This is a genomic window from Sulfitobacter sp. 1A15258, from assembly GCF_043557045.1.
GTDB classification, from domain to species: domain Bacteria; phylum Pseudomonadota; class Alphaproteobacteria; order Rhodobacterales; family Rhodobacteraceae; genus Sulfitobacter; species Sulfitobacter faviae.
In genome coordinates this window covers 201,709-222,576 of sequence record NZ_JBIFFK010000006.1, presented here as the reverse complement: position 1 = coordinate 222,576, position 20,868 = coordinate 201,709, and the positions used below count along the sequence as shown (strand labels likewise).

The following is a 20,868-nucleotide window of genomic DNA, read 5'->3' as shown; positions in this document are numbered from 1 at the left end:
TCACTCTTTCTTGGCGGCAGCTTTGGGTGCCGTTGAGGTCTTGGCGGCGGCATCGTCCGATGCCGCTTGGGCCTGACCTGTGTCTTTTTCGATCACAGGCCGCGCCGGGGCTTCCTTGGCCGGGGCGGCGTCCGAAAGCTTCGCCTCTGCTGCTTCGGCCTCGGCCATGGCTTCCGCCGCTTCGCGTTGCTTGCGTTCGGCGGCGGCCCGCGCGGTGCTGGCTTGGATCTTCTTCACATCCTCGGCCTTTTGCGCCGCCAGTTTGCCGGTCTCGCTCTCAGGGTCGAAATTGGTCAGTGACCGGGTCGCGTCCTTGACCTCATCCATTGCGCTGCCTAGCGGGTTGCTGGCCGTCTTGAGCGATTTGTTCAGCGACGATGACATCTCGCGCATGCCGCTTTCATCGGCGGCATCGTTCATCGCTTGGCTGAATTCACGCGCCATGCCTTTGGCCTTGCCCACGAATTGCCCGACGCGCCGAAACAGTACGGGCAAGTCCTTGGGGCCGACCACGATCAGGGCCACCACGCCGATGACTAAAAGTTCCGTCCAACCCAGATCGAACATCGGGTTACACCCGGTCCTTGTCGGCCTTCAGGTCGGTCTTGGGATGGGTGCCCTGATCGGCATGTTCCGGCAGGTCAGCATGGTGCACGTCTTCGACATGTTTGATCTCGTCGCGCTTGTTCTCTTCTTCGCCTTCGCTGATGCCCTTTTTGAAGCTGGTGATGCCCTTGCCGACTTCGCCCATGAGCGAGGAAATCTTGCCCCGGCCAAAAAGCACCAGCACGACAACCGCGATCAGCAGCAGGCCCGGCAGTCCGATATTGTTCAACATGTCTGTTCTCCCATCATGTTTGGCGCAGTCTCGTCGCGCCAGTCTGCACCGTGATAGCGGGCGGCGCCGGGACCATGAAGGGGCAATGCGGCGGATGGGCGGTGCTGCGGGCGAAGGACTGCCGATTTTCGCGCGTGCAATTCGCGTTGTGACATGTTTTTGTCAGGAGCATCAGGAGGCAACATGGTATCAGCGAAAACCGAAGACCGGCTTGTCAGGCTGATTGACAGGCTGCGGGATGGGCGGCTGCACCGGGCCGAGGATTTGGCCCGGCAGTTCAGCGTCTCCCCCCGCACGATCTACCGCGATATGGGCAAGCTCAGCGCGGCGGGCCTGTCCATCGCTGGGACGCGGGGCGAAGGCTATCGGATCATCCCTGCAATCACCCTGCCCCCGCTGACCCTGACGGCGGCGGAGTTGGAGGCGCTGAACCTCGGCCTCGCCGTGGCAGCAGAGGTGGGCGACCCCGCCCTGCAAGCCGCAGCAGAAACATTGGCCGCCAAATTCGACGCAGTGCTGCCGACGGAGGCCATTGCCGAGGGTGCCGCATGGGCGCAGGCGCTGAGGTCGCAGGGCAAAGCCACGCGGGTTTTCACCCATCTGCCGGTGCTGCGCGCGGCGGTGCAGGCCCGTCAAAAGCTGCGGATTGCGGTGATCGGCGAAGCGCCGCAGGTGGTGCGGCCGCTAGAGGTGCGGAACTGGGGGCGGTTCTGGTTGCTGACGGCCTGGAGCGAGGGGGCAGCGGATTTCGTGACCCTGCCGCTTGATCAGATCGAGAGCGCTGAGCCGCTACCGGAGTTGTTCGTGGACGAGCCGGGCAGAACGCTCGCGGATCATCGCCCCTAACCCCAGATCAACGCCGCCTCAGCCCTTCAATCGCCAGCCGGTTTGCGGGGGCAAAAACGCCTCGACACTGGCCTGCGCGATCACGATGGTATCCTGTCCCGTGGCTACATTCAGCCCGCCCTTCACCGCGCGGACCTTGGCGCGACCGCGCGGCAGTTTCGCCACCAGCGCGTCGACATCCACCTTCTCAGGCTCCTGCACGGCCACGGTGACCTGCACGCGCATCTGGTCGGGCGTCACGTCCAACGCGCCGAAAAGCGGCAGGGAGGAATGGCGCAAGGCATCCTCGATCGCGCGGGCGGCGGCCTTGGTATAGTCCATCCCATGCAGATCGTTGCCCATGCCCATTTCGATGATGATCCGCTGCTCAGCCATCGGCGCGCTCCATCTCGAAGCCAACGGAAAGCGCCACATTGGCCATGACCGTTGGGTTCCCTTCCCCTTCGGGGCGCGGCACGTCGAGGCCGCCGTGATGCAGTTTCACCGTCACCTCGCCATAGGGAAAGACCGCGCGCAGCGCTTCGGCATCGACCAGATCGGGCCGTTGCACGCCCACGTCGAGGATGATGCGCATGGCCGACTTATCGAAACCGAAAAGCTCGGCCAGATTGATCGAATTATGCCACAGCGCATCCTGCACCGCACGTTTCGCGGCCTGCGTATAGTCACCGCGGCGCAGGGAGGATCCCATGCCGAATTCTACCAACAGAGGCTTCATGAGGTCACCGGAAAGACAAAGCAACGGTCACGGCGCACGGTCAGCCACATGACGGCGCCGGGTTGCGGCAGAAAGACATTGGGCACCGTGGCCTTGAGCCGCGATCCGTCCTCCTCCAGTACGAATTCCACAAGGCTTTCGTTGCCCATAAAACGCGCGCGTTCCACCACCGCCCGGGCCGGTGTGCCATCGGACGCCGTCGGGCGCGGCCCCTTGCCCGCCCGGTCAAAATCGATGCGCAGGTGTTGCGGGCGAAAGACGATATTTACGGGCGTGCCGTCGGGCACCCCGGGGGCAAGGAATTGGCCAAAGACCGTATCGGCCAATGCCCCGGTCACCGTGGCCTCAAGCACATTGGCATCGCTGAAAAAGGCGACGGAGGCGCGGTCGACGGGCCGCGTATAGACGTTGTAGGGCGCGCCTTGCTGCACGATCTTGCCGTCGCGCATCAGGGCGATCTCATCGGCCATGCGCATCGCCTCGTCCGGCTCATGGGTGACCAGCAAAACGGCGGTGTCCTCTTCCTTGAGGATGCTCAGCGTCTCGTCGCGGATGCCATCGCGCAGACGGTTGTCGAGGCCGGAAAACGGCTCATCCATCAGCATGATACGCGGCTGCGGCGCCAGCGCGCGGGCCAGCGCCACGCGCTGCTGCTCCCCGCCCGAAAGCTGGTGCGGGTAGCCGTCGATATAGCGCAGCAGGTCCACCCGTTCGAGCAGTTCTTCGATCCGCGCGCGTTTCTCCTCACGCGTGCCTTTCTTGAGGCCAAAGCCCACGTTGTCGGCCACGCTCAGATGCGGGAACAGGGCGAAATCCTGAAACATCAGCCCGATCTCGCGCCGCTCGGGCGGGACGCGGAACATGGTGTCGCAGATCAGCTTGCCATCGACATGGATCGTGCCGCTGTCCTGCATCTCGACGCCCGCGATCATCCGCAGCGTGGTGGATTTGCCGCAGCCCGAGGGGCCAAGCAGGCAGGTCACCTGCCCCGGCATGATCTGCAAAGACACGTCATCGACCACCTGCCGCCCGCCATAGGCGCGGCGCAGGTTGCGGATTTCCAGACGGGGGGTGGGGTCACTCATGGCGGCTGCGGTATCCGATCAAATCGCTCGGAAACCCAGCTATCAGCCCCGCCGCGCCCCCGCAAGCACCGCTGCAAACCCGGCCAGCAGCACGATGATGCAGATCACCAGCAATTGCTCGTATTTATGCCCCTCGGGCAGAAGTGCCGCGACCCATCCCCAGCCCCGCGCGAAATAGGCCGCAGCCCCCAGCATCGCGGCGGCAAAGGCGGCAAGGTAGCTCCAGACCGGGATCGCGCGCCCCGCCACCAGCCCCACCAGCAGCACGGGGGTGAGGAACATCGACGCGGTGCCGCTCACCGCCACGGCATCAAAGAGCGTGGCGTTGCCCCAAAGCGTCAGCAGCGCACCAAGCGCCATAAACCCCGCCATCACCAGCCGCCCGCCCGCGAGGCTGCGCGGCGCAATGCGCCATTCCTCGACCATCAGCCGCGCCGCCGAAGCCAGCGCCGAGTCGAGCGTCGAGAGGGCCGAGACCAGCAGCGACAGCATCAGCGCCACGAAGATCCAGCCCGGAAACATTTGCCCCCATGTGCCGATCAGCTCACCCTCATAGGCCGCGCCGGTCAGGCTGGCTTGGATGCCGAAAAAGCCAAAGCCGATGATGCAGAGGGTCGAAATCCAGAAGGCATGGAGGAAGGACGCCTGCGTGGTCGCCTTATCCGCCAGAAAGCCGCGGTCCATCATCACCGGGTCATGCGCCGGGTAGGAAAAGACCTGCAACAGCGCCACGACCAAGAGCACCCAGCCGTTGTAGGGGCCAGAGACTCCCGGCGCGCTTAGCACCGCGCCAAGCTCGAACCCGGGGCTGAGCAGCAGCGCCCCGAGCGCAAGGCCGAAGACGATGAGAAAGACCAGCATTTGTACCACATCCGTGCGCAGCGCGGCGGAAAGCCCGCCCCACGCCGAATAGCCAAAGCCAAGGGCGGCGACGATCAGCACAGCCAGCGTGCCCGACCCGGGCCAGACGGCCTCGAAAATCAGCGCGACGACCAAGAGATTGGCAAAAACCTCGGACAGCAGCCGCAGCCCGATCACGAGGTTATAGGCCGCCGTCCCCGCGCCCCCGAAATGCCCCGCCAGCCAGTCCTGCACGGAGCGCGCGCCGCCGCGGCGCAGGTGACCCACGATGAAACCGCCCGTCAGGAAAGACCCGTAATAGGCCGCATAGGCCAGCGTGCCCGCGATGCCGTAGAAATAGCCCAAGATCGCCGCGTTCATCAGGCTGCGGGCGAAAATCCATGTGGTGACTTGGCTCAGCACCAGCACCCAAAGCCCCGGTGCGCGGCCCACCGCATTGGCGCCGCCAAAGAAGCCTTCGACCGTCGCGCGGCGCGGTGCCACCAACAGGCTGGCAAGGATCACGGCAGCGAAAAGAAGGACAAGAACAGTGGTTTGCATGGGCAGCGGACCTTTTGCGAGAAGCTGATCCACGAGGGTTAGCCGCCGCCTGCAATCCGAGCCAGCACTGAAACCGCTGCTGTCAGGAATGTGATCCACCGCGACGCTGTATGGCCGGGACGCGCGCCCCGGCCATGGAGGGTTTACATGGTCAGATTGGTGCCGCCGCCGTCCAGCAACAGGTTCTGCCCCACGATGAAGCCCGCGTGCTGCGAACAAAGGAAGGCACAGGTCGCGCCGAACTCCTCACGGGTGCCATAGCGCCCTGCAGGGATGCCCGCCTGCCGCTCGGCGCGGGCCTCGTCCAGCGTGATGCCCTTTTGCTTGACCACATTGGCGTCGAGCGAATCTGCCCGGTCGGTCGCATGGATGCCCGGCAGAAGGTTGTTGATCGTAACCCCCTTGCCCGCCACCTGCCGCGCGGTGCCCGCGACATAGCCGGTAAGCCCGGTGCGGGCGGAGTTGCTCAGCCCCAGCACGGGGATCGGCGCGCGCACCGACTGGCTGGTGATGTTCACGACCCGGCCCCAGCCGCGCTCCATCATTGCGGGCACCAGCGCTTTGATTAGCGCGATGGGGGCCAGCATATTGGCGTCAAGCGCCTTGATGAAATCCTCGCGGTCCCAATCCTGCCACATGCCGGGAGGGGGGCCGCCCGCGTTGTTGACCAGAATGTCACAGCCCTCTGCCGCCTTGATGACCAGCGCCTGCCCCTCTTCCGTGGCTACATCCGCCGCGACGGTAGTGACCTCGACGCCGTGTTCCTGACGGATGCGCTCGGCCGAGGCCTCAAGCGCCTCTGCGCCGCGGGCGTTCATCACAAGGTTCACCCCTGCCGCCGCCAGCGCCTCGGCGCAGCCAAGGCCGAGCCCCTTGGACGAAGCACAGACCAGCGCCTTCTTGCCTTTGATTCCCAAATCCATTTTGATTCCTCCTATGCATTTGCATATGCCTACCACGCCGCGCCGCCAATGCCAGCAAATCACCCGAGCCTTGACCCATCCGGGCCACAATTCTAGCCTACCTCACTGGCGAAAGCCCCAGAACCGAAGGCCCGTCATGTCCCCCAGCCGCACCGCCCCCGCACAGAACCTCGCCGTCTACCGCGCCGGGCAATTCCGCGCGAGCGATGGGGCAAACATGGGCGATGCGCTGTCCTTTGCCGCCGAATTGGTCCTCGATGATGTCTATGAGTTGGACCGCACGGCAGAGCCGCAGCGCTTGTCACTTTTGACCCTGCCCGGCGATCAATTCCGCCTTGCCGAGGATACCGGCGTGGGCCGCCCCGGGGGCGATCTGCATCTCGACAGCCTGCTGACGTTGATGTCGCCCGACGGGCAGACCCAAGAAGCGGTGCTGCTGGTGGAGGTCGATCAACACGGTCACGCGGCAGAGGTTTACCTTCTCCCGCTTGGCCCGCTGACACCGCAGACAGGCTACCGGATCGTGGGGATCGACACCCAGACCGCGCGGCAAAAGTTCGGTCAGCTCGCCTGCGTCTCTTTCACGCGCGGCACCCATATCTCGCTCAGCACCGGCGAGCTACGGCCCATCGAAAACCTGCGCGTGGGGGACCGGATCCTAACCCGCGATGATGGCGTACAAACCCTGCGCTGGATCGGGCAGAGCACCCTGCGCGCGGTCGGCGAATTTGCCCCGATCCGCATCCGCGCAGGCACGCTCAACAACGAACACGACCTGATCGTCAGCCCCGATCACCGGCTTTTCATCTATCAACGCAGCGATGAAATGGGCGCGGGTCGGTCCGAATTGCTGGTCAAGGCGCGGCATCTGGTCAATGGCGACAGCGTGACGGTGCAGGACGGCGGATTCGTCGACTACTTCCAACTGCTCTTTGACGGGCATCAGATCATCTATGCCGAGGGGATCGCCGCCGAATCCATGTTGGTCGACAGCCGCACCCGCTCGGTCTTGCCGCCAGAAATGGCCGAAGCCTTGGGCGAGGTGATCCCCGGCCATTCCGATCTGCCCCATGCCGGGCTTGATCTGGCAGAGGCTTTGCTTGACCGCCCCAACGCGGCGGCGCTGCTGCGCAAAGCCTCAACCCGTTAAGGCGCCTCGACGGCGTAGTGGAACTCCTCCCGGACGATCTTGCCGTCTTTGACGTGGTAAACGCCGATCTCTTCCATCTGGAACCGCTCACCGCTTTGCTTGTCGGTGGCATCGACCTTAAACATCGCGCTGAACTGGCTGTCGCCAAAGTAGAACGGGCCGATCACCTCGGTGCTATGTTCCTCCATCGCGTTTTCCCACCAATCATGTTTGCCATGGATCGCCTTAATGCCATGGGTCTCGCGCCCCTGCCCGCCCATGTCGGCAGCCTCTACAGAAACGGCATCTTCGGCATATAGCTTATCGAGGTTCTCGCGCACTTGGGCGTTCCCCGCACGGCAGCCCGCGACCAATTCGCGCGCAATCTCTTTCAGTTCCATCGCAAACCTCCATGTACCACTTATGTTCTCACCTTATGTCCATAGCCGATTCGCAGCAATGGCCAGATTGCGCCCGGTCGCGGCGCGGCCTATATGGGTCGGATGTTGGACACGCCGCAAAACCGCCCCGCCCTGCCGCCCGAGATCGCGCGCCGTCGCACCTTTGCGATCATCAGCCACCCTGACGCGGGCAAAACCACGCTGACTGAAAAGTTCCTGCTGTTCGGCGGGGCCATTCAGATGGCCGGCCAAGTGCGCGCCAAGGGCGAAGCGCGGCGCACCCGCTCGGACTTCATGGCGATGGAAAAGGACCGGGGTATCTCGGTCTCGGCCTCGGCCATGTCCTTTGACTTTCATAGCGGTGACACCAACTACCGGTTCAACCTCGTTGACACGCCCGGCCACTCGGACTTTTCCGAAGACACCTACCGCACCCTGACGGCGGTGGACGCCGCCGTGATGGTGATCGACGGCGCGAAAGGCGTGGAAAGCCAGACGCAAAAGCTCTTCGAAGTCTGCCGGATGCGCGACCTGCCGATCCTCACCTTCTGTAACAAGATGGACCGGGAAAGCCGCGATACCTTTGAAATCATTGACGAGATTCAGGAGAACCTCGCCATTGACGTAACGCCCGCAAGCTGGCCCATCGGCGTGGGCCGCGATTTCGTGGGCTGCTATGACATGCTGCGCGACCGGCTGGAACTGATGGACCGCGCCGACCGGAACCGCGTCGCCGACAGCATCAAGATCGAAGGGCTGGACGACCCAAAGCTGGCCGAACACGTTCCCGCCGCGCTGCTGGAGAAACTGCGCGAAGACCTTGAAATGGCGCGCGAATTGCTGCCACCGCTGGACCTCAAGGCGATGCACGAAGGCACGTTGACCCCGATCTGGTTCGGCTCGGCGATCAACTCCTTCGGGGTGCGCGAATTGATGGAAGGCATCGCCAAATACGGGCCAGAGCCGCAGATCCAAGCCGCCACCCCACGCCAGATCCTGCCCGAAGAGAAAAAGGTCGCGGGCTTCGTCTTCAAGGTGCAGGCCAATATGGACCCCAAACACCGTGACCGCGTGGCCTTTGTCCGCCTCGCCTCAGGGCATTTCGAGCGTGGCATGAAAATGACCCATGTGCGCACGAAAAAGCCGATGACGGTGTCCAACCCGGTCATGTTCCTCGCCTCCGACCGCGAGTTGGCCGAAGAGGCGTGGGCCGGTGACATCATCGGCATCCCCAACCACGGGCAGCTGCGCATCGGTGACACGCTGACCCAAGGCGAAGCGCTCCGCGTGAGCGGCATCCCCTCCTTCGCGCCCGAATTGCTGCAATCGGTCCGCGCGGGCGATCCGCTGAAGGCGAAACACCTCGAAAAAGCGCTGATGCAATTCGCCGAAGAAGGTGCTGCAAAAGTGTTCAAACCCTCGATCGGTTCGGGGTTTGTCGTGGGCGTTGTCGGCCAGTTGCAATTCGAAGTGCTCGCCAGCCGGATCGAGTTGGAATATGGCCTGCCGGTTCGGTTTGAGCCGTCTCAGTTCACCTCGGCCCGTTGGGTGAACGGCACGAAGCAAGCCGTTGATAAGTTTATCGATAGTAACAAACAGCACATCGCGCATGACCATGATGGCGACATCGTTTACCTGACCCGCCTGCAATGGGACATCGACCGCGTCGAGCGCGATTACCCGGATGTGAAGCTGACCGCGACCAAGGAAATGATGGTGTAAAACGGCCCGCCCCCGGGGGGCAGAAAACCTTGATTTCGGGGCCGATCATGGCATTCTAACCCCAACTGGGGAGACGCGATGACGACGACGACGAAATGGGGGCTGGTGGCCACGATCCTGGCCCCCGCAGAGGAGATACGCCGCTTTGCCGCCTACCATCTGGAGGCGGGCGCGCATCGCCTCTACCTATACCTCGATGCCGAAAACCCAGAGGCTTTCGAAAGCCTGAAGGCCCATCCGAAAATCCGTGTCACCACCTGCGACGAGGCCTATTGGCAGAGGCACTGTGGCAAACGTCCGCAAAAGCACCAAGTCCGTCAAAGTCAGAACGCGACCCGCGCCTATAACCGAGCGGATGATGTGGATTGGCTAATCCATATGGATGTGGACGAATTCCTCGTCTCTGACCGGCCCGTGGGCGAGGTACTTACCACCCTGCCCCCGGCACAAAAAATCGCCCGCATCCGCCCGATGGAGGCTTTGGCCGGGGATGGGACGGCCTTCAAAGCCTTCATTCCGAACGGCCCCGAGCGCGCCCAGATCGTCTCGGCGCTTTACCCGACCTATGGTGACTACGTCAAAGGTGGCTTTCTGAGCCATCTGGCCGGGAAAGTTTTCGTTCGCACCGGGATGGCGGAAGTGCGGCTCCAGATCCACAATGCTTTTCAGAACGATACGATGATCGACGGGCCAGAGCAGCAGCCCGGCATTGATCTCGCGCATCTTCACGCGAAAAGCTGGCCGGAGTGGCTCGCCGCCTATCGCTACCGGCTGGAAAAAGGCTCCTACCGCGCCGATCTGGCCCCCAACCGCCCCCGCGATCGCGGCGGATTGTCGATGCATGAACTCTTTTCCATGATCGAATCCGAAGGGGGTGAGCCGGGATTGCGCGCCTTTTTTGATGAGGTCTGCGCCGATACGCCTGAGCTGCGCGAAACGTTAAATGCCCACGGTCTGCTGCGTCTCGCTGATCTCGACCTTGATGCAAAGGTGTCGCGCCATTTCCCAAGTTAAGCGCCTGAGAGGGCAAGTGTTTGACGGCTGGGCCGCAACTTGCTATGCGCTTTCGCAACATGCCGCGGCAAATGCCGCCCCTTGGGCCATTCGGGCCGGCTTGTATTGCTGCCGCGGGCCAAGTCAGTGTCCGCTCAACTCGGACGCACATGACAAAATTTACCGATCTGAACCTGAATGCCAAGGTCCTCAAAGCTATTGATGAGGCTGGCTACGAATCGCCCACACCTATTCAGGCGGGCGCCATTCCCCCCGCTCTTGAAGGTCGTGACGTTTTGGGCATCGCCCAGACCGGCACCGGCAAGACAGCCAGCTTCACGCTGCCAATGCTGTCGCTTCTCGCCCGTGGCCGGGCGCGCGCCCGGATGCCGCGGAGCCTCGTCCTCTGCCCCACGCGGGAGTTGGCTGCACAGGTTGCCGAGAACTTCGACACCTATTCCAAGCATCTGAAACTGACCAAGGCGCTGCTCATCGGCGGAGTCTCGTTCAAGGAGCAGGACAAGCTGATCGACAAGGGCGTCGACGTGCTGATCGCCACCCCGGGCCGCCTTCTGGATCATTTCGAGCGCGGCAAGCTGATCCTGTCGGACGTCAAGGTCATGGTCGTGGACGAGGCCGACCGGATGCTCGACATGGGCTTCATCCCTGACATCGAGCGGATCTTTGGCCTCACGCCCTTCACCCGGCAAACGCTGTTCTTCTCGGCCACCATGGCGCCTGAGATCGAGCGGATCACCAACACCTTCCTCAGCAACCCTGAGCGGATCGAAGTGGCGCGTCAGGCCACCACGAGCGAGAATATCGAACAGGGCGTGGTCATGTTCAAAGGCTCGCGCAAGGACCGCGAGGCGAGCGAGAAGCGCAAGCTGCTGCGCCTGCTGATCGACGCCGAGGGCGAGAAATGCACGAACGCGATCATCTTCTGCAACCGCAAGATGGACGTGGATATCGTCTCGAAATCGCTGAAGAAATACGGATATGACGCGGCCCCGATCCACGGCGATCTGGACCAGAGCCAGCGAACCCGCACGCTCGAAGGGTTCCGGGGTGGCGAGTTGCGCTTCCTTGTGGCTTCCGACGTTGCCGCGCGTGGCCTTGATGTGCCAAGCGTGAGCCATGTCTTCAACTTCGACGTGCCCAGCCATGCCGAAGACTACGTTCACCGCATTGGCCGCACCGGCCGCGCGGGCCGCGATGGCAAGGCGATCATGATCTGCCAGCCGCGCGACGAAAAGAACTTCGAGGATGTCGAGCGTCTGGTGCAAAAGGAAATCCCGCGCATCGAAAACCCGCTTGGCAAAGTCAAACCCGCCGAGGAGACCTCCGACGCACCGGCCAAGTCCGATGACAAGCCCAAGCGGAGCCGCTCGCGCAGCCGCAAGGCCGACAAACCTGTCGAGGCACCCGCCGAGGACAAGCAACCGCAGGCCGAGAAGGCTGAGGCCAAGGTCGACGCTAAAACCGACGACAAAGCGCAGCCCGAAAAGGCAGAGGCCACGCAGGACGAGCGCAAGTCGGGCCGCGACAACAAGGACGAGAAGAAGTCCCGTGGCGGACGTGGCCGCGGCGACAAACGGGGCGGCAACGACAACCGTGTCGTCGGTCTGGGCGATCACACGCCAGACTTCATCGGCTTGAGCTTCCGCGAACGCATCTGAACCGCACCACAGCGGGCATGAATTCGCCGCCGATCCCCGCCGGGATTGGCGGCTTTTTCGTCTGTGCTATGTGAGGGGAAACCACTCACATAGGACCATCATGCTGCGCCCCGCCCTCTTCGCCCTTGCCTTTACCCTGACCGCCCTTACAGCCGCCCCCGCCAGCGCGGAACGCTGCCGGGCCGAGGTCAATGGCGCCGAAGTTGTGGTGGAAGCCGAGAATTTTGCCAATTTCGCCGAAGAGGTCGGCACCCGCGAGCGTCTGATGAATTGGCCCGCGCGGAAGTGGAGCAAGCTTTGGGGCACGCCGCCCGCCTGCGACAGCGGAGTGCTGTTCGACTACCTCGCCACCACCGTGCCGCTGGATCAGATCGACGGCTATTGCCTGACCGCCACGCCCGAAGACGGGCATTTCCTGATCCCCGGCGCGCGGAACTATCGCGGCTATTGTAAGAAGACTTTCTGCGAGCGGGTGAACACCACCAAGGAAGAGACCGTCGAGATCAGCAAGAACATCGCGCGCTCCGCCGTGGACCGGCTCAGCCAGCCGGACAACCTACGCGCCGTGGCGCATAAATCGGGGGCGTTCATTTTGACGGGAGGGGCCTCTGCCCTCAGCGCCAATTTGGCGACGACAGGCAGCACATTGGCCGCTGCCCTGTCGACCCCCGCCGCCCTTGCGGCCACGGGGGTAAGCGTGGTCGCGGTGGGCGGCGCGGTCTATATGTGCAGCGGTGAGGCGGAGGTCAGCTCAGACGGCTGACCACCACGGTGACTTCGGGCTTCTTGCCGATTTCGTCATAGGACGACTGCCGCGCGACCTTTTTCAGACCGTCATTCAGCTTGTCGTCATCCCGCAGGGTGGCGGCTTTCTGACGGTTCAGCCATTGGCTGAGGTCTTGTTCCAGCACGTCCACGAGCGGCGCGTTGGAGCGGCCCGTTTCCGGCAGGCCCATCAGATCGACCCAAGGCTCGCCCAAAGGCTCGTCATCGGTATCGAGGATCAGCGTCACCGTGGCATGGCCGTTCAGCGCCATGCGGATACGGTCGCGGATCACACCATCCAGCGCGCCAACCTGAACCGACCCGTCCAGATACATGCGGCCCGTGTCCACATGTTCGACCACCTTGGGCTGGTTGCCCGACAGGTCCACCATCATCCCGTTCACCGCCAGAACGCCGGTGATGCCCTTGGCATCGGCGATCTTGACGTGTTCGCGCAGGTGGCGATGCTCCCCGTGCATGGGGATCAGGACCTGAGGTTTCACGATGGCATGCAGCGTTTCAAGATCGGGGCGGTTGGCATGGCCCGAAACGTGGTAGAGGCCCGAAGAATCGTCGACGACATCGACGCCCTTTTCCGAGAACTGGTTGATGATGCCGATCACGCCGCGCTCATTGCCCGGAATTGTTTTCGACGAGAAGAGGAACAGATCGCCCTCTTTCAACTCGATGCCCTGATACTTGCCCCGGGCCAGTTGCGCCGAAGCCGCGCGGCGCTCCCCTTGGCTGCCGGTGACCAGCAGCATCAGGTTCTCGCGCGGGATGGCGCGGGCGTTTTCGGGGGAGATGACGGGCGGGAAGTCTTTCATCACACCGGTCTGGATCGAGGCTTCGACCATGCGGTTCATCGCACGGCCCAGAAGAACGATAGACCGACCTGCCCGCGCACCGGCTTCGGCCAGCGTTTTGACCCGCGCCACGTTGGAGGCGAAGGTGGTGGCGACGACCATGCCCTCGGCGCTGCTCACGAGCTTTTCGATCTCTGGGCCGACGGTGGCTTCGGAGCGACCGGGATGGGCGGAGAAGACATTGGTGCTGTCGCAAATCAGCGCCTTCACGCCATCCTTGCAGACCTCGGCCCAAAGCGCATCGTCAAAGGCTTCGCCGACGCCCGGCGTGCGGTCGATCTTGAAGTCGCCAGAGTGGATCGTGCGCCCCTCGGGCGTGTCGATAACCATGGCGGAGGATTCGGGGATCGAATGCGAGATCGGCAGGAAGCCCACTTTGAACGGGCCTGCGGTGATCTGCTCGGGCCATGCGCTGACAGTGGTGACCGCATCCTCGGGATGGCCGTGTTCGGACATCTTCCGGCGGGCGATATTGGCGGTAAAGGCACGCGCATAGATCGGCGCCTTCAGCACCTCATAGGAATGCGCAATTGCACCGATGTGGTCTTCGTGGGCATGGGTGATAAAGATCGCCTCGATCTGGTCGCGGCGTTCCTTCAGCCAAGTGATGTCGGGCAGGATCAGGTCCACGCCCGGCGTGCTGTCCATGTCCGGAAAGGCCACACCGATGTCGACGACGATCAGCCGCTCTTTCCCGGGCTTGCCGTAGCCATAGACATAGGCGTTCATGCCAATTTCACCCGCCCCACCGAGGGGCAGATAGATAAATCGTTCGCTGCTCATATTATTCAGCTTTGTCCTTATTGTAATCGTGGATCACGGTCAGCCCGTGCATCGTGAGTTCATCTTGATAATCATCGAACAGGTCGACTGCCTGCTGAAACAGCGGTGCCAGACCCCCCGTGGCGATAACGCGCATGGGTCTTGCACGTTCCGCCCTTATCCGCTCACATATCTCACGAACCAGCCCGACATAACCCCAAAAGACACCAGACTGCATACAGGCCACGGTATTGGTGCCAATCACATGCGGCGGTTTGGAGATATCGACATGCGGCAAGGCGGCGGCGGCGCTATGCAGCGCCTCTAGGCTGAGGTTCACCCCCGGAGCGATCACACCCCCGATATAGGCCCCGTCATCGGCCACCACGTCAAAGGTCGTGGCCGTGCCGAAATCCACCACGATCAGGTCGCCGCCATAGAGGTCATAGCCCGCCACGGTGTTCACCAACCGGTCCGGGCCGACCTGCGTCCCCTCGTCCACACGCACGTCGATGGGCAGCGCACAGCCCGGTTTCCCGACAACAAAGGGCCGCGTGTTAAAGTAGCGATCCGCCAGAACGCGCAGGTTGAACACCACCCGTGGCACCGTCGAACTGATGATCATATCGGTGATGTCGGCGTCGATATTCTGGAGCCGCATCAAGGTGTTGAGCCAAACGTAATATTGGTCCGCGGTGCGCTTCCATTCGGTCGACGTGCGCCATGTAGCGATGAACGCGTCCCCGTCCCAGATAGAGAAAACGGTGTTGGTATTGCCGCAGTCGATTGCCAGAAGCATGGTGCCTCCCCTCCCCCGATTTTAGAAAAACACGTCCGCCGCGGTGATGGGCACCGGGCCGTCGCGGGTGCGCAGGATCAGATTGCCTGCGCTGTCTACATCTTCGTAAACGCCGGTCATCTCGTCGCGCATGGTGCGCGCGGTGATGACCTCTCCGAGCCGCGCGGCATGGGCCAGCCACGCGGTGCGGATCGTGCTGAACCCATAGGTCGTGAACTGCTCTTCCAGACCGGCGTATTCCCGCGCAAGCACGTCGAGGAAGTCTTCAGCGCTCACATTGCCCCCCGCATCGCGTAGGGTCACCGCAGGTAAGGCGCGCGCCTCAAGGCTGCCCACCGCCGGTCCATGCGCAAGGTTCACGCCAATGCCAATGGCCAAATGCTCGCCCACGCTCTCCAGCAAGATGCCAGCGACCTTGCCCCCGCGCAGAAGAACGTCATTCGGCCACTTGAGCGCAAAAGCGTCCTCCCGCCCCGTCACAGCCACGAATGCACGGTAAAGCGCGAGCGAGGCCACGAAAGAGCGCAGCGCGGCGACGCCCGGCGGCTCTTTGCGCGGCATCATCAGGGTGGCCGCGAAATTGCCGCGGGGGGTGGCCCAGCTCCGGCCCCGACGCCCGCGCGCCGCCGTCTGCTCTAACGCCAAAATCCAAGTCGGCGCGGTCAGCTCTTGCTGCAACCGCGCCGCTTCTGAGAGGGTGGAATCGAGCGTGTCATAGACGCGCCGGCCATAGCCTTCCGGCCAAGGGGTCATGCGCGTCTCTGGCCGATCTCGTGCCGCACCGCTCAGTTCACCAGCGAAGCCGCAGCCGATGCGGCCAAGCCTTCGACGCCGAACATATTGGCGATGCCGACGATCATGATGACGGCAGAGGCCATCAGCACCACGGTCAGCACACCACCGTTCTGGTGGTCGAGCGTGTCCGAACGCTCTTCGCCGAAGTACATGTAGAAGACGATGCGCAGGTAGTAATAGGCACCGATCACACTGGCGATCACGCCCGCGATGGCCAGCCATGTCATATTGGCGTCATAGGCCGCGCGCAGCACATAGAACTTGCCGAAGAAGCCCAGCATCGGCGGCACGCCCGCAAGGCTGAACAGCAGCACCAGCATCGCCAGCGCTCGGCCCGGGTTGGTCTTGGCATACATGTTGAGCAGGGTGATATCGGTCACCGGCGCGCCGTCTTTCTGCATCAACAGAATAAAGGCGAAGGTGCCGAGGTTCATGGTCACATAGATCGCCATATAGACCAGCATCGCCTGCACGCCAAAGGCGGTGCCCGCGGCCAGACCCATCAGCGCATAGCCAATATGCGCGATGGAAGAGAAGGCCATCAGACGTTTGATATTGGTCTGACCGATCGCGGCGACCGAGCCAAAGAACATCGACAGAACCGACAGCAGCGCGACGATCTGGGTCCAGTCACTGACGATCTGGCCAAAGGCGTCATGCATCACCCGCGCGAAGAGACCCATCGCCGCGACCTTGGGCGCGGTGGCAAAGAAAGCCGCGATCGGCGTGGGCGCGCCCTCATAGACGTCCGGTGTCCACATATGGAAGGGCACGGCGGAGACTTTGAAGGCCAGACCGGAGATCAGGAAAACCAGACCAAAGAGCAGGCCAAGCGATGTGCCGCCCGTCTGCGCCGTGGTGATGATGCCCGCGAACAGCGTGGTCCCGGCGTAGCCATAGACCAGCGATGCGCCATAGAGCAGCAAGCCCGAGCTGAGTGCGCCGAGCACGAAATACTTCAAACCCGCTTCAGTGGACTTAACCGAGTCGCGGCGCAGGGAGGCTACGACGTAAAGCGCCAGCGACTGCAGTTCCAGCCCCATGTAGAGCGCCATCAGGTCGCCTGCGGAGACCATCATCATCATGCCAACGACGGCCAAGGCCACGAGCATCGGATACTCGAACCGCAGCAAGCCGCGCAGTTTCATATAGTTTTCCGACATGACCAAGACGGCAGCGGCAGAAAGCAGGATCGTCACCTTGGCGAAACGCGCGAAAGTGTCGTCGATGAACATGCCGTGGAAGGCGATATTGGTGGTGCCGTCGCCAGACATGGCCACCCAACCGGCCAGCAGCACCATCACCACCGCGGTCACCCAGACGAGCACCCCGGCGGCCTTGTCTTTCGACGTATAGACCGCGCCGAGAAGGCCAAGCAGGGCAAACCCCGCAAGGACGATCTCAGGCAGAATGATGTTCAGATCAGCGGATATCATGCGCCAAGTCCTTCTTAATGCGAGGCATCGGCGGTCTGCACGGCGGTATCAGCCGCCTCCAGCGCCATGTCGTAATTTTCAATCAGGGCCGCCACGGAGGGCCCGATCATGTCCAGCACCAGCGCCGGGTAGACGCCGAGGATCAGGGTCATCGCCACCAGAGGGGCAATGATCCATTTCTCACGCGCAGTCATATCGGTGATCGCCTTGAGGCTTTCCTTGATCAAGTCACCCATCACCACGCGGCGATAAAGCCACAGCGCATAGGCCGCGGAGAAGATCACCCCTGTGGTCGCCACGGCCGCCACCCAAGTGTTCACTTGGAAGGTCGCCATCAGCGTCAGGAATTCCCCCACGAAGCCCGATGTGCCCGGCAGGCCCACGTTGGCCATGGTGAAGAACATGAAGACCAGCGCATAGGCGGGCATCCGGTTCACCAGACCGCCATAGGCGTCGATCTCACGGGTATGCATCCGGTCATAGATCACGCCGACACTGAGGAAGAGCGCGCCGGATATGAAGCCGTGGCTGATCATCTGGAAGATCGCCCCATCGACACCCTGCTGGTTGGCCGCAAAGATGCCCATGGTCACAAAACCCATATGCGCGACCGAGGAATAGGCGATCAGCTTTTTCATGTCCTGCTGCACCAGCGCCACCAGCGAGGTGTAGACGATGGCGATGGCCGACATCCACAGGATCAGCGGCGTCATCACCTCGGCCCCCACTGGGAACATCGGCAAAGAGAAGCGCAGGAAGCCGTAACCGCCCATCTTGAGCAGGATTGCCGCCAGCACCACGGAGCCTGCCGTCGGCGCCTGAACGTGGGCATCGGGCAGCCAAGTGTGCACCGGCCACATCGGCATTTTCACCGCGAAGCTGGCGAAGAAGGCGAGGAACATCAGCGTCTGCATGCCGCCGACGATCTGGATGCCCAGAACCTCGAAGCTTTCGGAGCCGAAGTTATGCGTGAGCAGGCTGATTTCGCAGCCACCGATGCAGGTGGTGCCCGCTTCGGTAAACATCGCCACCATCGCGACCAGCATCAGCACCGAGCCGAGGAAGGTGTAGAGGAAGAACTTGAAGCTCGCGTAAATACGCTCTTTCCCGCCCCAGATGCCGATGATCAGGAACATCGGGATCAGGCCGGCTTCAAAGAAGAGGTAGAAGAGCACCAAATCCAGCGCCATGAAGACGCCCAGCATCAGGGTCTCCAACAGCAGGAAGGCGATCATGTATTCCTTGACGCGATGCTCGACGTTCCAGCTTGCCGCGATGACCAGCGGCATCATGAAGGTCGTGAGCATCACGAAAAGGATCGAGATGCCGTCGACGCCGAGGCGGTATTTCAGGCCCAAAAGCCAGTCGGCCTCATCCACGAATTGGAAATCGGTGTTCGACGGGTCGAACTCGAACAGCACGAAAAGCGAGATCAGGAAGGTGACCGTCGTGGTGATGAAGGCCAACCATTTCGCATTGCGCCCGGCGGCGGCATCGTCGCCCCGCAGAAAGACCGCAAGGATCAGCGCTGCGAATGCCGGAATGAATGTGATGATTGAAAGCAGATGCGTATCCATCAATTCGCTCCTCCGCTCATCGTCATCCATGTCACCAGAACGGCGATGCCGATCACCATGGCGAAGGCATAGGTGAAGATATAGCCCGTCTGCGCCTTACCCGCGAGGCGGGTGAAGAAGGGGATGATTCCCATGGCGACGCCATTGAGCGTGCCGTCGATCACAGTGCCATCGCCGCGTTTCCACAGGAACCGGCCGATCGTTTTGGCAGGACGCACGAAAATCACGTCGTAAACCTCATCAAAGTACCATTTGTTTTTCAGGAACAGGTAAAGCGGGCGTTGGTTTGCCGCCAGCCGTCCCGGGACGGTCGGGCTCCAGATGTAAAACCACAGGGCCATGACCAGACCGGCCAGCATCGCGATGAAGGGCGAGACCTTGACCCATTTCGGCGCGGCATGGGCATCTTCCAGCACATGGTTGTCAGGTGCGAAGTAAAGCGCCCCCTCGCCCGGCGCACCGCCAAAGGCTTCGTGATGGGTGCCTGCGTCTTGGTGGCCTTCAACCAGCGCATCCGCGCCATGGTCGCCATCGACCGGACCAGTTGCGCCATGGTCATCCTCTGCCCCCTCGACATGATCGTCGCCGTGGCCTGCCATCTCGGCCATCGGGATGCCGTAGAACTTGCCGACTTGATCCGCGTGACCAAAGAAACTGCCGTACCAAATCATCCCGGCAAAGATCGAGCCGAGCGCCAGAACGCCAAGCGGGATCAGCATGACCATCGGGCTTTCATGCGCATGCTCATGCGTGTGCTTGTTGCCGCGCGGCTTGCCAAAGAAGGTGAGGAAAATCAGGCGCCAGCTATAGAAGCTCGTCATCGCCGCGGCGATTACAAGAAGCCAGAAGCCATACATCGACCCACCGCCCCAAGCGCTCTCAATAATCGCGTCCTTCGACAGGAAGCCCGCGAAACCAATATGCGTGAGCGGAATGCCGACGCCGGTGATGGCCAGCGTGCCGATCATCATCGCCCAGAAGGTATAGGGGATCTTTTTGCGCAGACCGCCGTAGTTGGTCATATCCTGCTCATGGTGCATCGCATGGATGACCGAGCCCGCGCCCAAGAAGAGCATCGCCTTGAAGAAGGCGTGCGTGAAGAGGTGGAACATCGCCGCCGAATACATTCCCACGCCCGCGGCCACGAACATATAGCCAAGCTGCGACATGGTCGAATAGGCGATGACGCGTTTGATATCGGTCTGCACGAGGCCGATGGTCGCGGCAACAAAGGCAGTGGTGGCGCCGATCACGGTGACAAAGGCCATCGCCTCGGGCGCGAATTCCATCACAGGCGACATGCGGCAGACAAGGAAAACACCCGCGGTAACCATGGTCGCGGCGTGGATCAGCGCCGACACAGGCGTCGGGCCCTCCATCGCGTCAGGCAGCCATGTGTGCAGGAAAAGCTGCGCCGATTTACCCATCGCGCCGAGGAACAGCAGGAAGGCGATCAGGTTCGCTGCGTTCCAGTCGTTCCACAGGAAGGTAACGGACTGTTCGGCCAGATCGGGTGCGGCGGCAAAGATATCGTCAAAGCGGATCGAGTCCGTCAGCATGTAAAGGCCAAAGATGCCGAGCAGGAAGGCAAAGTCCCCCACCCGGTTGACCACAAAGGCTTTCATCGCTGCGGCATTGGCCGACGGCTTGCGGAAGTAGAAACCGATCAGCAGGTAGGAGGCCACGCCCACGCCTTCCCAGCCAAAGAACATTTGCACAAGGTTGTCGGCTGTCACCAGCATCAACATCGCGAAGGTGAAGAAAGACAGATAGGCGAAGAACCGAGGGCGATAGCTTTCGTTATCGCGGAAGTTCTCGTCATGGGCCATGTAGCCGAAGGAATAGAGGTGTACGAGGCTCGACACCGTGGTGATGACGATCAACATGATCGCGGTCAAACGGTCGAGCCGGATCGCCCAATCTGTGCTCAGCGTGCCGCTCTCGATAAAGCGCAGGATCTGGATTTGCTCGGCTGGGCCGTCCAGCGTCAGGAAGACCACCCAAGACAGGAAGGCGGCAAGGAACAGCAGCCCGGTGGCGACCCACTGGGCGGCCTTCTCACCGATGATCTTCCAGCCAAAACCGCAGAGGATGGCGCCCACCAGCGGGGCGAATAGGATCGTGGTTTCCATT

The 20,868-nt window shown here is 62.3% G+C and carries 20 protein-coding genes; 6 read left to right on the top strand and 14 right to left on the bottom strand.

Translation table 11 applies throughout. The features are described from left to right. A complete protein-coding gene (gene tatB / locus ACGYK9_RS14185) occupies window positions 1-567 on the bottom strand; it encodes a Sec-independent protein translocase protein TatB (RefSeq protein WP_394414477.1) in 567 nt (188 codons plus the stop codon). Window positions 568-571: 4 nt separating this feature from the next. Continuing rightward, on the bottom strand, window positions 572-838 hold the full coding sequence (locus tag ACGYK9_RS14180) for a twin-arginine translocase TatA/TatE family subunit (RefSeq protein WP_067268177.1): 267 nt from the start codon (window positions 836-838) through the stop codon (window positions 572-574). Window positions 839-1,021: 183 nt separating this feature from the next. Between ACGYK9_RS14180 and ACGYK9_RS14175 the strand changes: the two genes are divergently transcribed. Further along, window positions 1,022-1,684, top strand: a complete 663-nt coding sequence (locus tag ACGYK9_RS14175) for a helix-turn-helix transcriptional regulator (RefSeq protein WP_394414474.1) — start codon at window positions 1,022-1,024, stop codon at window positions 1,682-1,684. Window positions 1,685-1,702: 18 nt separating this feature from the next. Here the strand turns inward: ACGYK9_RS14175 and ACGYK9_RS14170 are convergent, their stop codons facing one another. The 5 genes from ACGYK9_RS14170 to ACGYK9_RS14150 form a co-directional block, all read right to left on the bottom strand. Beyond that, complete coding sequence (locus ACGYK9_RS14170; RefSeq protein WP_394414471.1) at window positions 1,703-2,059, bottom strand: Lin0512 family protein; 357 nt, start codon at window positions 2,057-2,059, stop codon at window positions 1,703-1,705. Continuing rightward, window positions 2,052-2,402, bottom strand: coding sequence for a Lin0512 family protein (locus tag ACGYK9_RS14165; protein WP_271693463.1), 351 nt, complete (start codon window positions 2,400-2,402; stop codon window positions 2,052-2,054). The genes ACGYK9_RS14170 and ACGYK9_RS14165 overlap by 8 nt, the downstream gene beginning before the upstream one ends. Continuing rightward, a complete protein-coding gene (locus ACGYK9_RS14160; protein ID WP_394414468.1) occupies window positions 2,399-3,487 on the bottom strand; it encodes an ABC transporter ATP-binding protein in 1,089 nt (362 codons plus the stop codon). The genes ACGYK9_RS14165 and ACGYK9_RS14160 overlap by 4 nt, the downstream gene beginning before the upstream one ends. Before the next feature lie 42 nt (window positions 3,488-3,529). Then, window positions 3,530-4,888: a sodium:proline symporter gene (locus tag ACGYK9_RS14155; RefSeq protein WP_394414465.1), complete on the bottom strand. Its 1,359-nt coding sequence runs from the start codon at window positions 4,886-4,888 to the stop codon at window positions 3,530-3,532. Between the two features lie 143 nt (window positions 4,889-5,031). Further along, the gene (locus tag ACGYK9_RS14150; protein WP_209218030.1) at window positions 5,032-5,811 is read right to left on the bottom strand and encodes an SDR family oxidoreductase; all 780 of its coding nucleotides are present in this window, start codon (window positions 5,809-5,811) and stop codon (window positions 5,032-5,034) included. A 136-nt stretch (window positions 5,812-5,947) separates the two neighbouring features. Between ACGYK9_RS14150 and ACGYK9_RS14145 the strand changes: the two genes are divergently transcribed. After that, window positions 5,948-6,961 carry a Hint domain-containing protein gene (locus tag ACGYK9_RS14145; protein WP_394414462.1) on the top strand — a complete coding sequence of 338 codons (1,014 nt, stop codon included), beginning with the start codon at window positions 5,948-5,950 and terminating at the stop codon, window positions 6,959-6,961. Here the strand turns inward: ACGYK9_RS14145 and ACGYK9_RS14140 are convergent. Next, on the bottom strand, window positions 6,958-7,341 hold the full coding sequence (locus ACGYK9_RS14140) for a SnoaL-like domain-containing protein (protein ID WP_394414459.1): 384 nt from the start codon (window positions 7,339-7,341) through the stop codon (window positions 6,958-6,960). The two genes, ACGYK9_RS14145 and ACGYK9_RS14140, sit on opposite strands and share 4 nt — an antisense overlap. A 102-nt stretch (window positions 7,342-7,443) precedes the next feature. On the opposite strand from ACGYK9_RS14140, the gene ACGYK9_RS14135 reads away from it, so the two are divergent. From ACGYK9_RS14135 to ACGYK9_RS14120, 4 genes are all read left to right on the top strand, one after another. Beyond that, complete coding sequence (locus ACGYK9_RS14135; protein ID WP_067268179.1) at window positions 7,444-9,063, top strand: peptide chain release factor 3; 1,620 nt, start codon at window positions 7,444-7,446, stop codon at window positions 9,061-9,063. A 78-nt stretch (window positions 9,064-9,141) separates the two neighbouring features. Beyond that, window positions 9,142-10,077 (top strand): glycosyltransferase family 2 protein, encoded by a 936-nt coding sequence (locus tag ACGYK9_RS14130; protein WP_394414456.1) that lies wholly within the window; start codon window positions 9,142-9,144, stop codon window positions 10,075-10,077. Between the two features lie 149 nt (window positions 10,078-10,226). Then, on the top strand, window positions 10,227-11,735 hold the full coding sequence (locus ACGYK9_RS14125) for a DEAD/DEAH box helicase (RefSeq protein ID WP_394414453.1): 1,509 nt from the start codon (window positions 10,227-10,229) through the stop codon (window positions 11,733-11,735). A 100-nt stretch (window positions 11,736-11,835) separates the two neighbouring features. Then, entirely contained in the window at window positions 11,836-12,498 is a 663-nt protein-coding gene (locus ACGYK9_RS14120) for a hypothetical protein (RefSeq protein WP_394414450.1), read from the top strand. Here the strand turns inward: ACGYK9_RS14120 and ACGYK9_RS14115 are convergent. The 6 genes from ACGYK9_RS14115 to nuoL are packed head-to-tail and all read right to left on the bottom strand — an operon-like array spanning window position 12,482 to window position 20,867. Continuing rightward, a complete protein-coding gene (locus ACGYK9_RS14115) occupies window positions 12,482-14,149 on the bottom strand; it encodes a ribonuclease J (protein WP_067268157.1) in 1,668 nt (555 codons plus the stop codon). The genes ACGYK9_RS14120 and ACGYK9_RS14115 overlap by 17 nt on opposite strands. Window position 14,150: 1 nt before the next feature. Further along, window positions 14,151-14,927, bottom strand: coding sequence for a type III pantothenate kinase (locus ACGYK9_RS14110; protein ID WP_394414447.1), 777 nt, complete (start codon window positions 14,925-14,927; stop codon window positions 14,151-14,153). Window positions 14,928-14,948: 21 nt separating this feature from the next. Next, complete coding sequence (locus ACGYK9_RS14105; RefSeq protein WP_394414444.1) at window positions 14,949-15,680, bottom strand: biotin--[acetyl-CoA-carboxylase] ligase; 732 nt, start codon at window positions 15,678-15,680, stop codon at window positions 14,949-14,951. 32 nt (window positions 15,681-15,712) lie between these two features. Further along, window positions 15,713-17,158, bottom strand: coding sequence for an NADH-quinone oxidoreductase subunit NuoN (nuoN, locus tag ACGYK9_RS14100; protein ID WP_067268151.1), 1,446 nt, complete (start codon window positions 17,156-17,158; stop codon window positions 15,713-15,715). Between the two features lie 14 nt (window positions 17,159-17,172). Continuing rightward, on the bottom strand, window positions 17,173-18,735 hold the full coding sequence (locus ACGYK9_RS14095; RefSeq protein ID WP_271687634.1) for an NADH-quinone oxidoreductase subunit M: 1,563 nt from the start codon (window positions 18,733-18,735) through the stop codon (window positions 17,173-17,175). After that, window positions 18,735-20,867 carry an NADH-quinone oxidoreductase subunit L gene (gene nuoL / locus ACGYK9_RS14090; protein WP_394414440.1) on the bottom strand — a complete coding sequence of 711 codons (2,133 nt, stop codon included), beginning with the start codon at window positions 20,865-20,867 and terminating at the stop codon, window positions 18,735-18,737. Before nuoL ends, ACGYK9_RS14095 begins: the two co-directional genes overlap by 1 nt. Between the last annotated feature and the right edge of the window lies 1 nt (window position 20,868).

Bases quoted from the DNA above. Each gene is read 5' to 3' on its own strand.
- tatB (WP_394414477.1), bottom strand. From the start codon at position 567: ATGTTCGATCTGGGTTGGACGGAACTTTTAGTCATCGGCGTGGTGGCC.
- ACGYK9_RS14180 (WP_067268177.1), bottom strand. From the start codon at position 838: ATGTTGAACAATATCGGACTGCCGGGCCTGCTGCTGATCGCGGTTGTC.
- ACGYK9_RS14175 (WP_394414474.1), top strand. From the start codon at position 1,022: ATGGTATCAGCGAAAACCGAAGACCGGCTTGTCAGGCTGATTGACAGG.
- ACGYK9_RS14170 (WP_394414471.1), bottom strand. From the start codon at position 2,059: ATGGCTGAGCAGCGGATCATCATCGAAATGGGCATGGGCAACGATCTG.
- ACGYK9_RS14165 (WP_271693463.1), bottom strand. From the start codon at position 2,402: ATGAAGCCTCTGTTGGTAGAATTCGGCATGGGATCCTCCCTGCGCCGC.
- ACGYK9_RS14160 (WP_394414468.1), bottom strand. From the start codon at position 3,487: ATGAGTGACCCCACCCCCCGTCTGGAAATCCGCAACCTGCGCCGCGCC.
- ACGYK9_RS14155 (WP_394414465.1), bottom strand. From the start codon at position 4,888: ATGCAAACCACTGTTCTTGTCCTTCTTTTCGCTGCCGTGATCCTTGCC.
- ACGYK9_RS14150 (WP_209218030.1), bottom strand. From the start codon at position 5,811: ATGGATTTGGGAATCAAAGGCAAGAAGGCGCTGGTCTGTGCTTCGTCC.
- ACGYK9_RS14145 (WP_394414462.1), top strand. From the start codon at position 5,948: ATGTCCCCCAGCCGCACCGCCCCCGCACAGAACCTCGCCGTCTACCGC.
- ACGYK9_RS14140 (WP_394414459.1), bottom strand. From the start codon at position 7,341: ATGGAACTGAAAGAGATTGCGCGCGAATTGGTCGCGGGCTGCCGTGCG.
- ACGYK9_RS14135 (WP_067268179.1), top strand. From the start codon at position 7,444: ATGTTGGACACGCCGCAAAACCGCCCCGCCCTGCCGCCCGAGATCGCG.
- ACGYK9_RS14130 (WP_394414456.1), top strand. From the start codon at position 9,142: ATGACGACGACGACGAAATGGGGGCTGGTGGCCACGATCCTGGCCCCC.
- ACGYK9_RS14125 (WP_394414453.1), top strand. From the start codon at position 10,227: ATGACAAAATTTACCGATCTGAACCTGAATGCCAAGGTCCTCAAAGCT.
- ACGYK9_RS14120 (WP_394414450.1), top strand. From the start codon at position 11,836: ATGCTGCGCCCCGCCCTCTTCGCCCTTGCCTTTACCCTGACCGCCCTT.
- ACGYK9_RS14115 (WP_067268157.1), bottom strand. From the start codon at position 14,149: ATGAGCAGCGAACGATTTATCTATCTGCCCCTCGGTGGGGCGGGTGAA.
- ACGYK9_RS14110 (WP_394414447.1), bottom strand. From the start codon at position 14,927: ATGCTTCTGGCAATCGACTGCGGCAATACCAACACCGTTTTCTCTATC.
- ACGYK9_RS14105 (WP_394414444.1), bottom strand. From the start codon at position 15,680: ATGACCCCTTGGCCGGAAGGCTATGGCCGGCGCGTCTATGACACGCTC.
- nuoN (WP_067268151.1), bottom strand. From the start codon at position 17,158: ATGATATCCGCTGATCTGAACATCATTCTGCCTGAGATCGTCCTTGCG.
- ACGYK9_RS14095 (WP_271687634.1), bottom strand. From the start codon at position 18,735: ATGGATACGCATCTGCTTTCAATCATCACATTCATTCCGGCATTCGCA.
- nuoL (WP_394414440.1), bottom strand. From the start codon at position 20,867: ATGGAAACCACGATCCTATTCGCCCCGCTGGTGGGCGCCATCCTCTGC.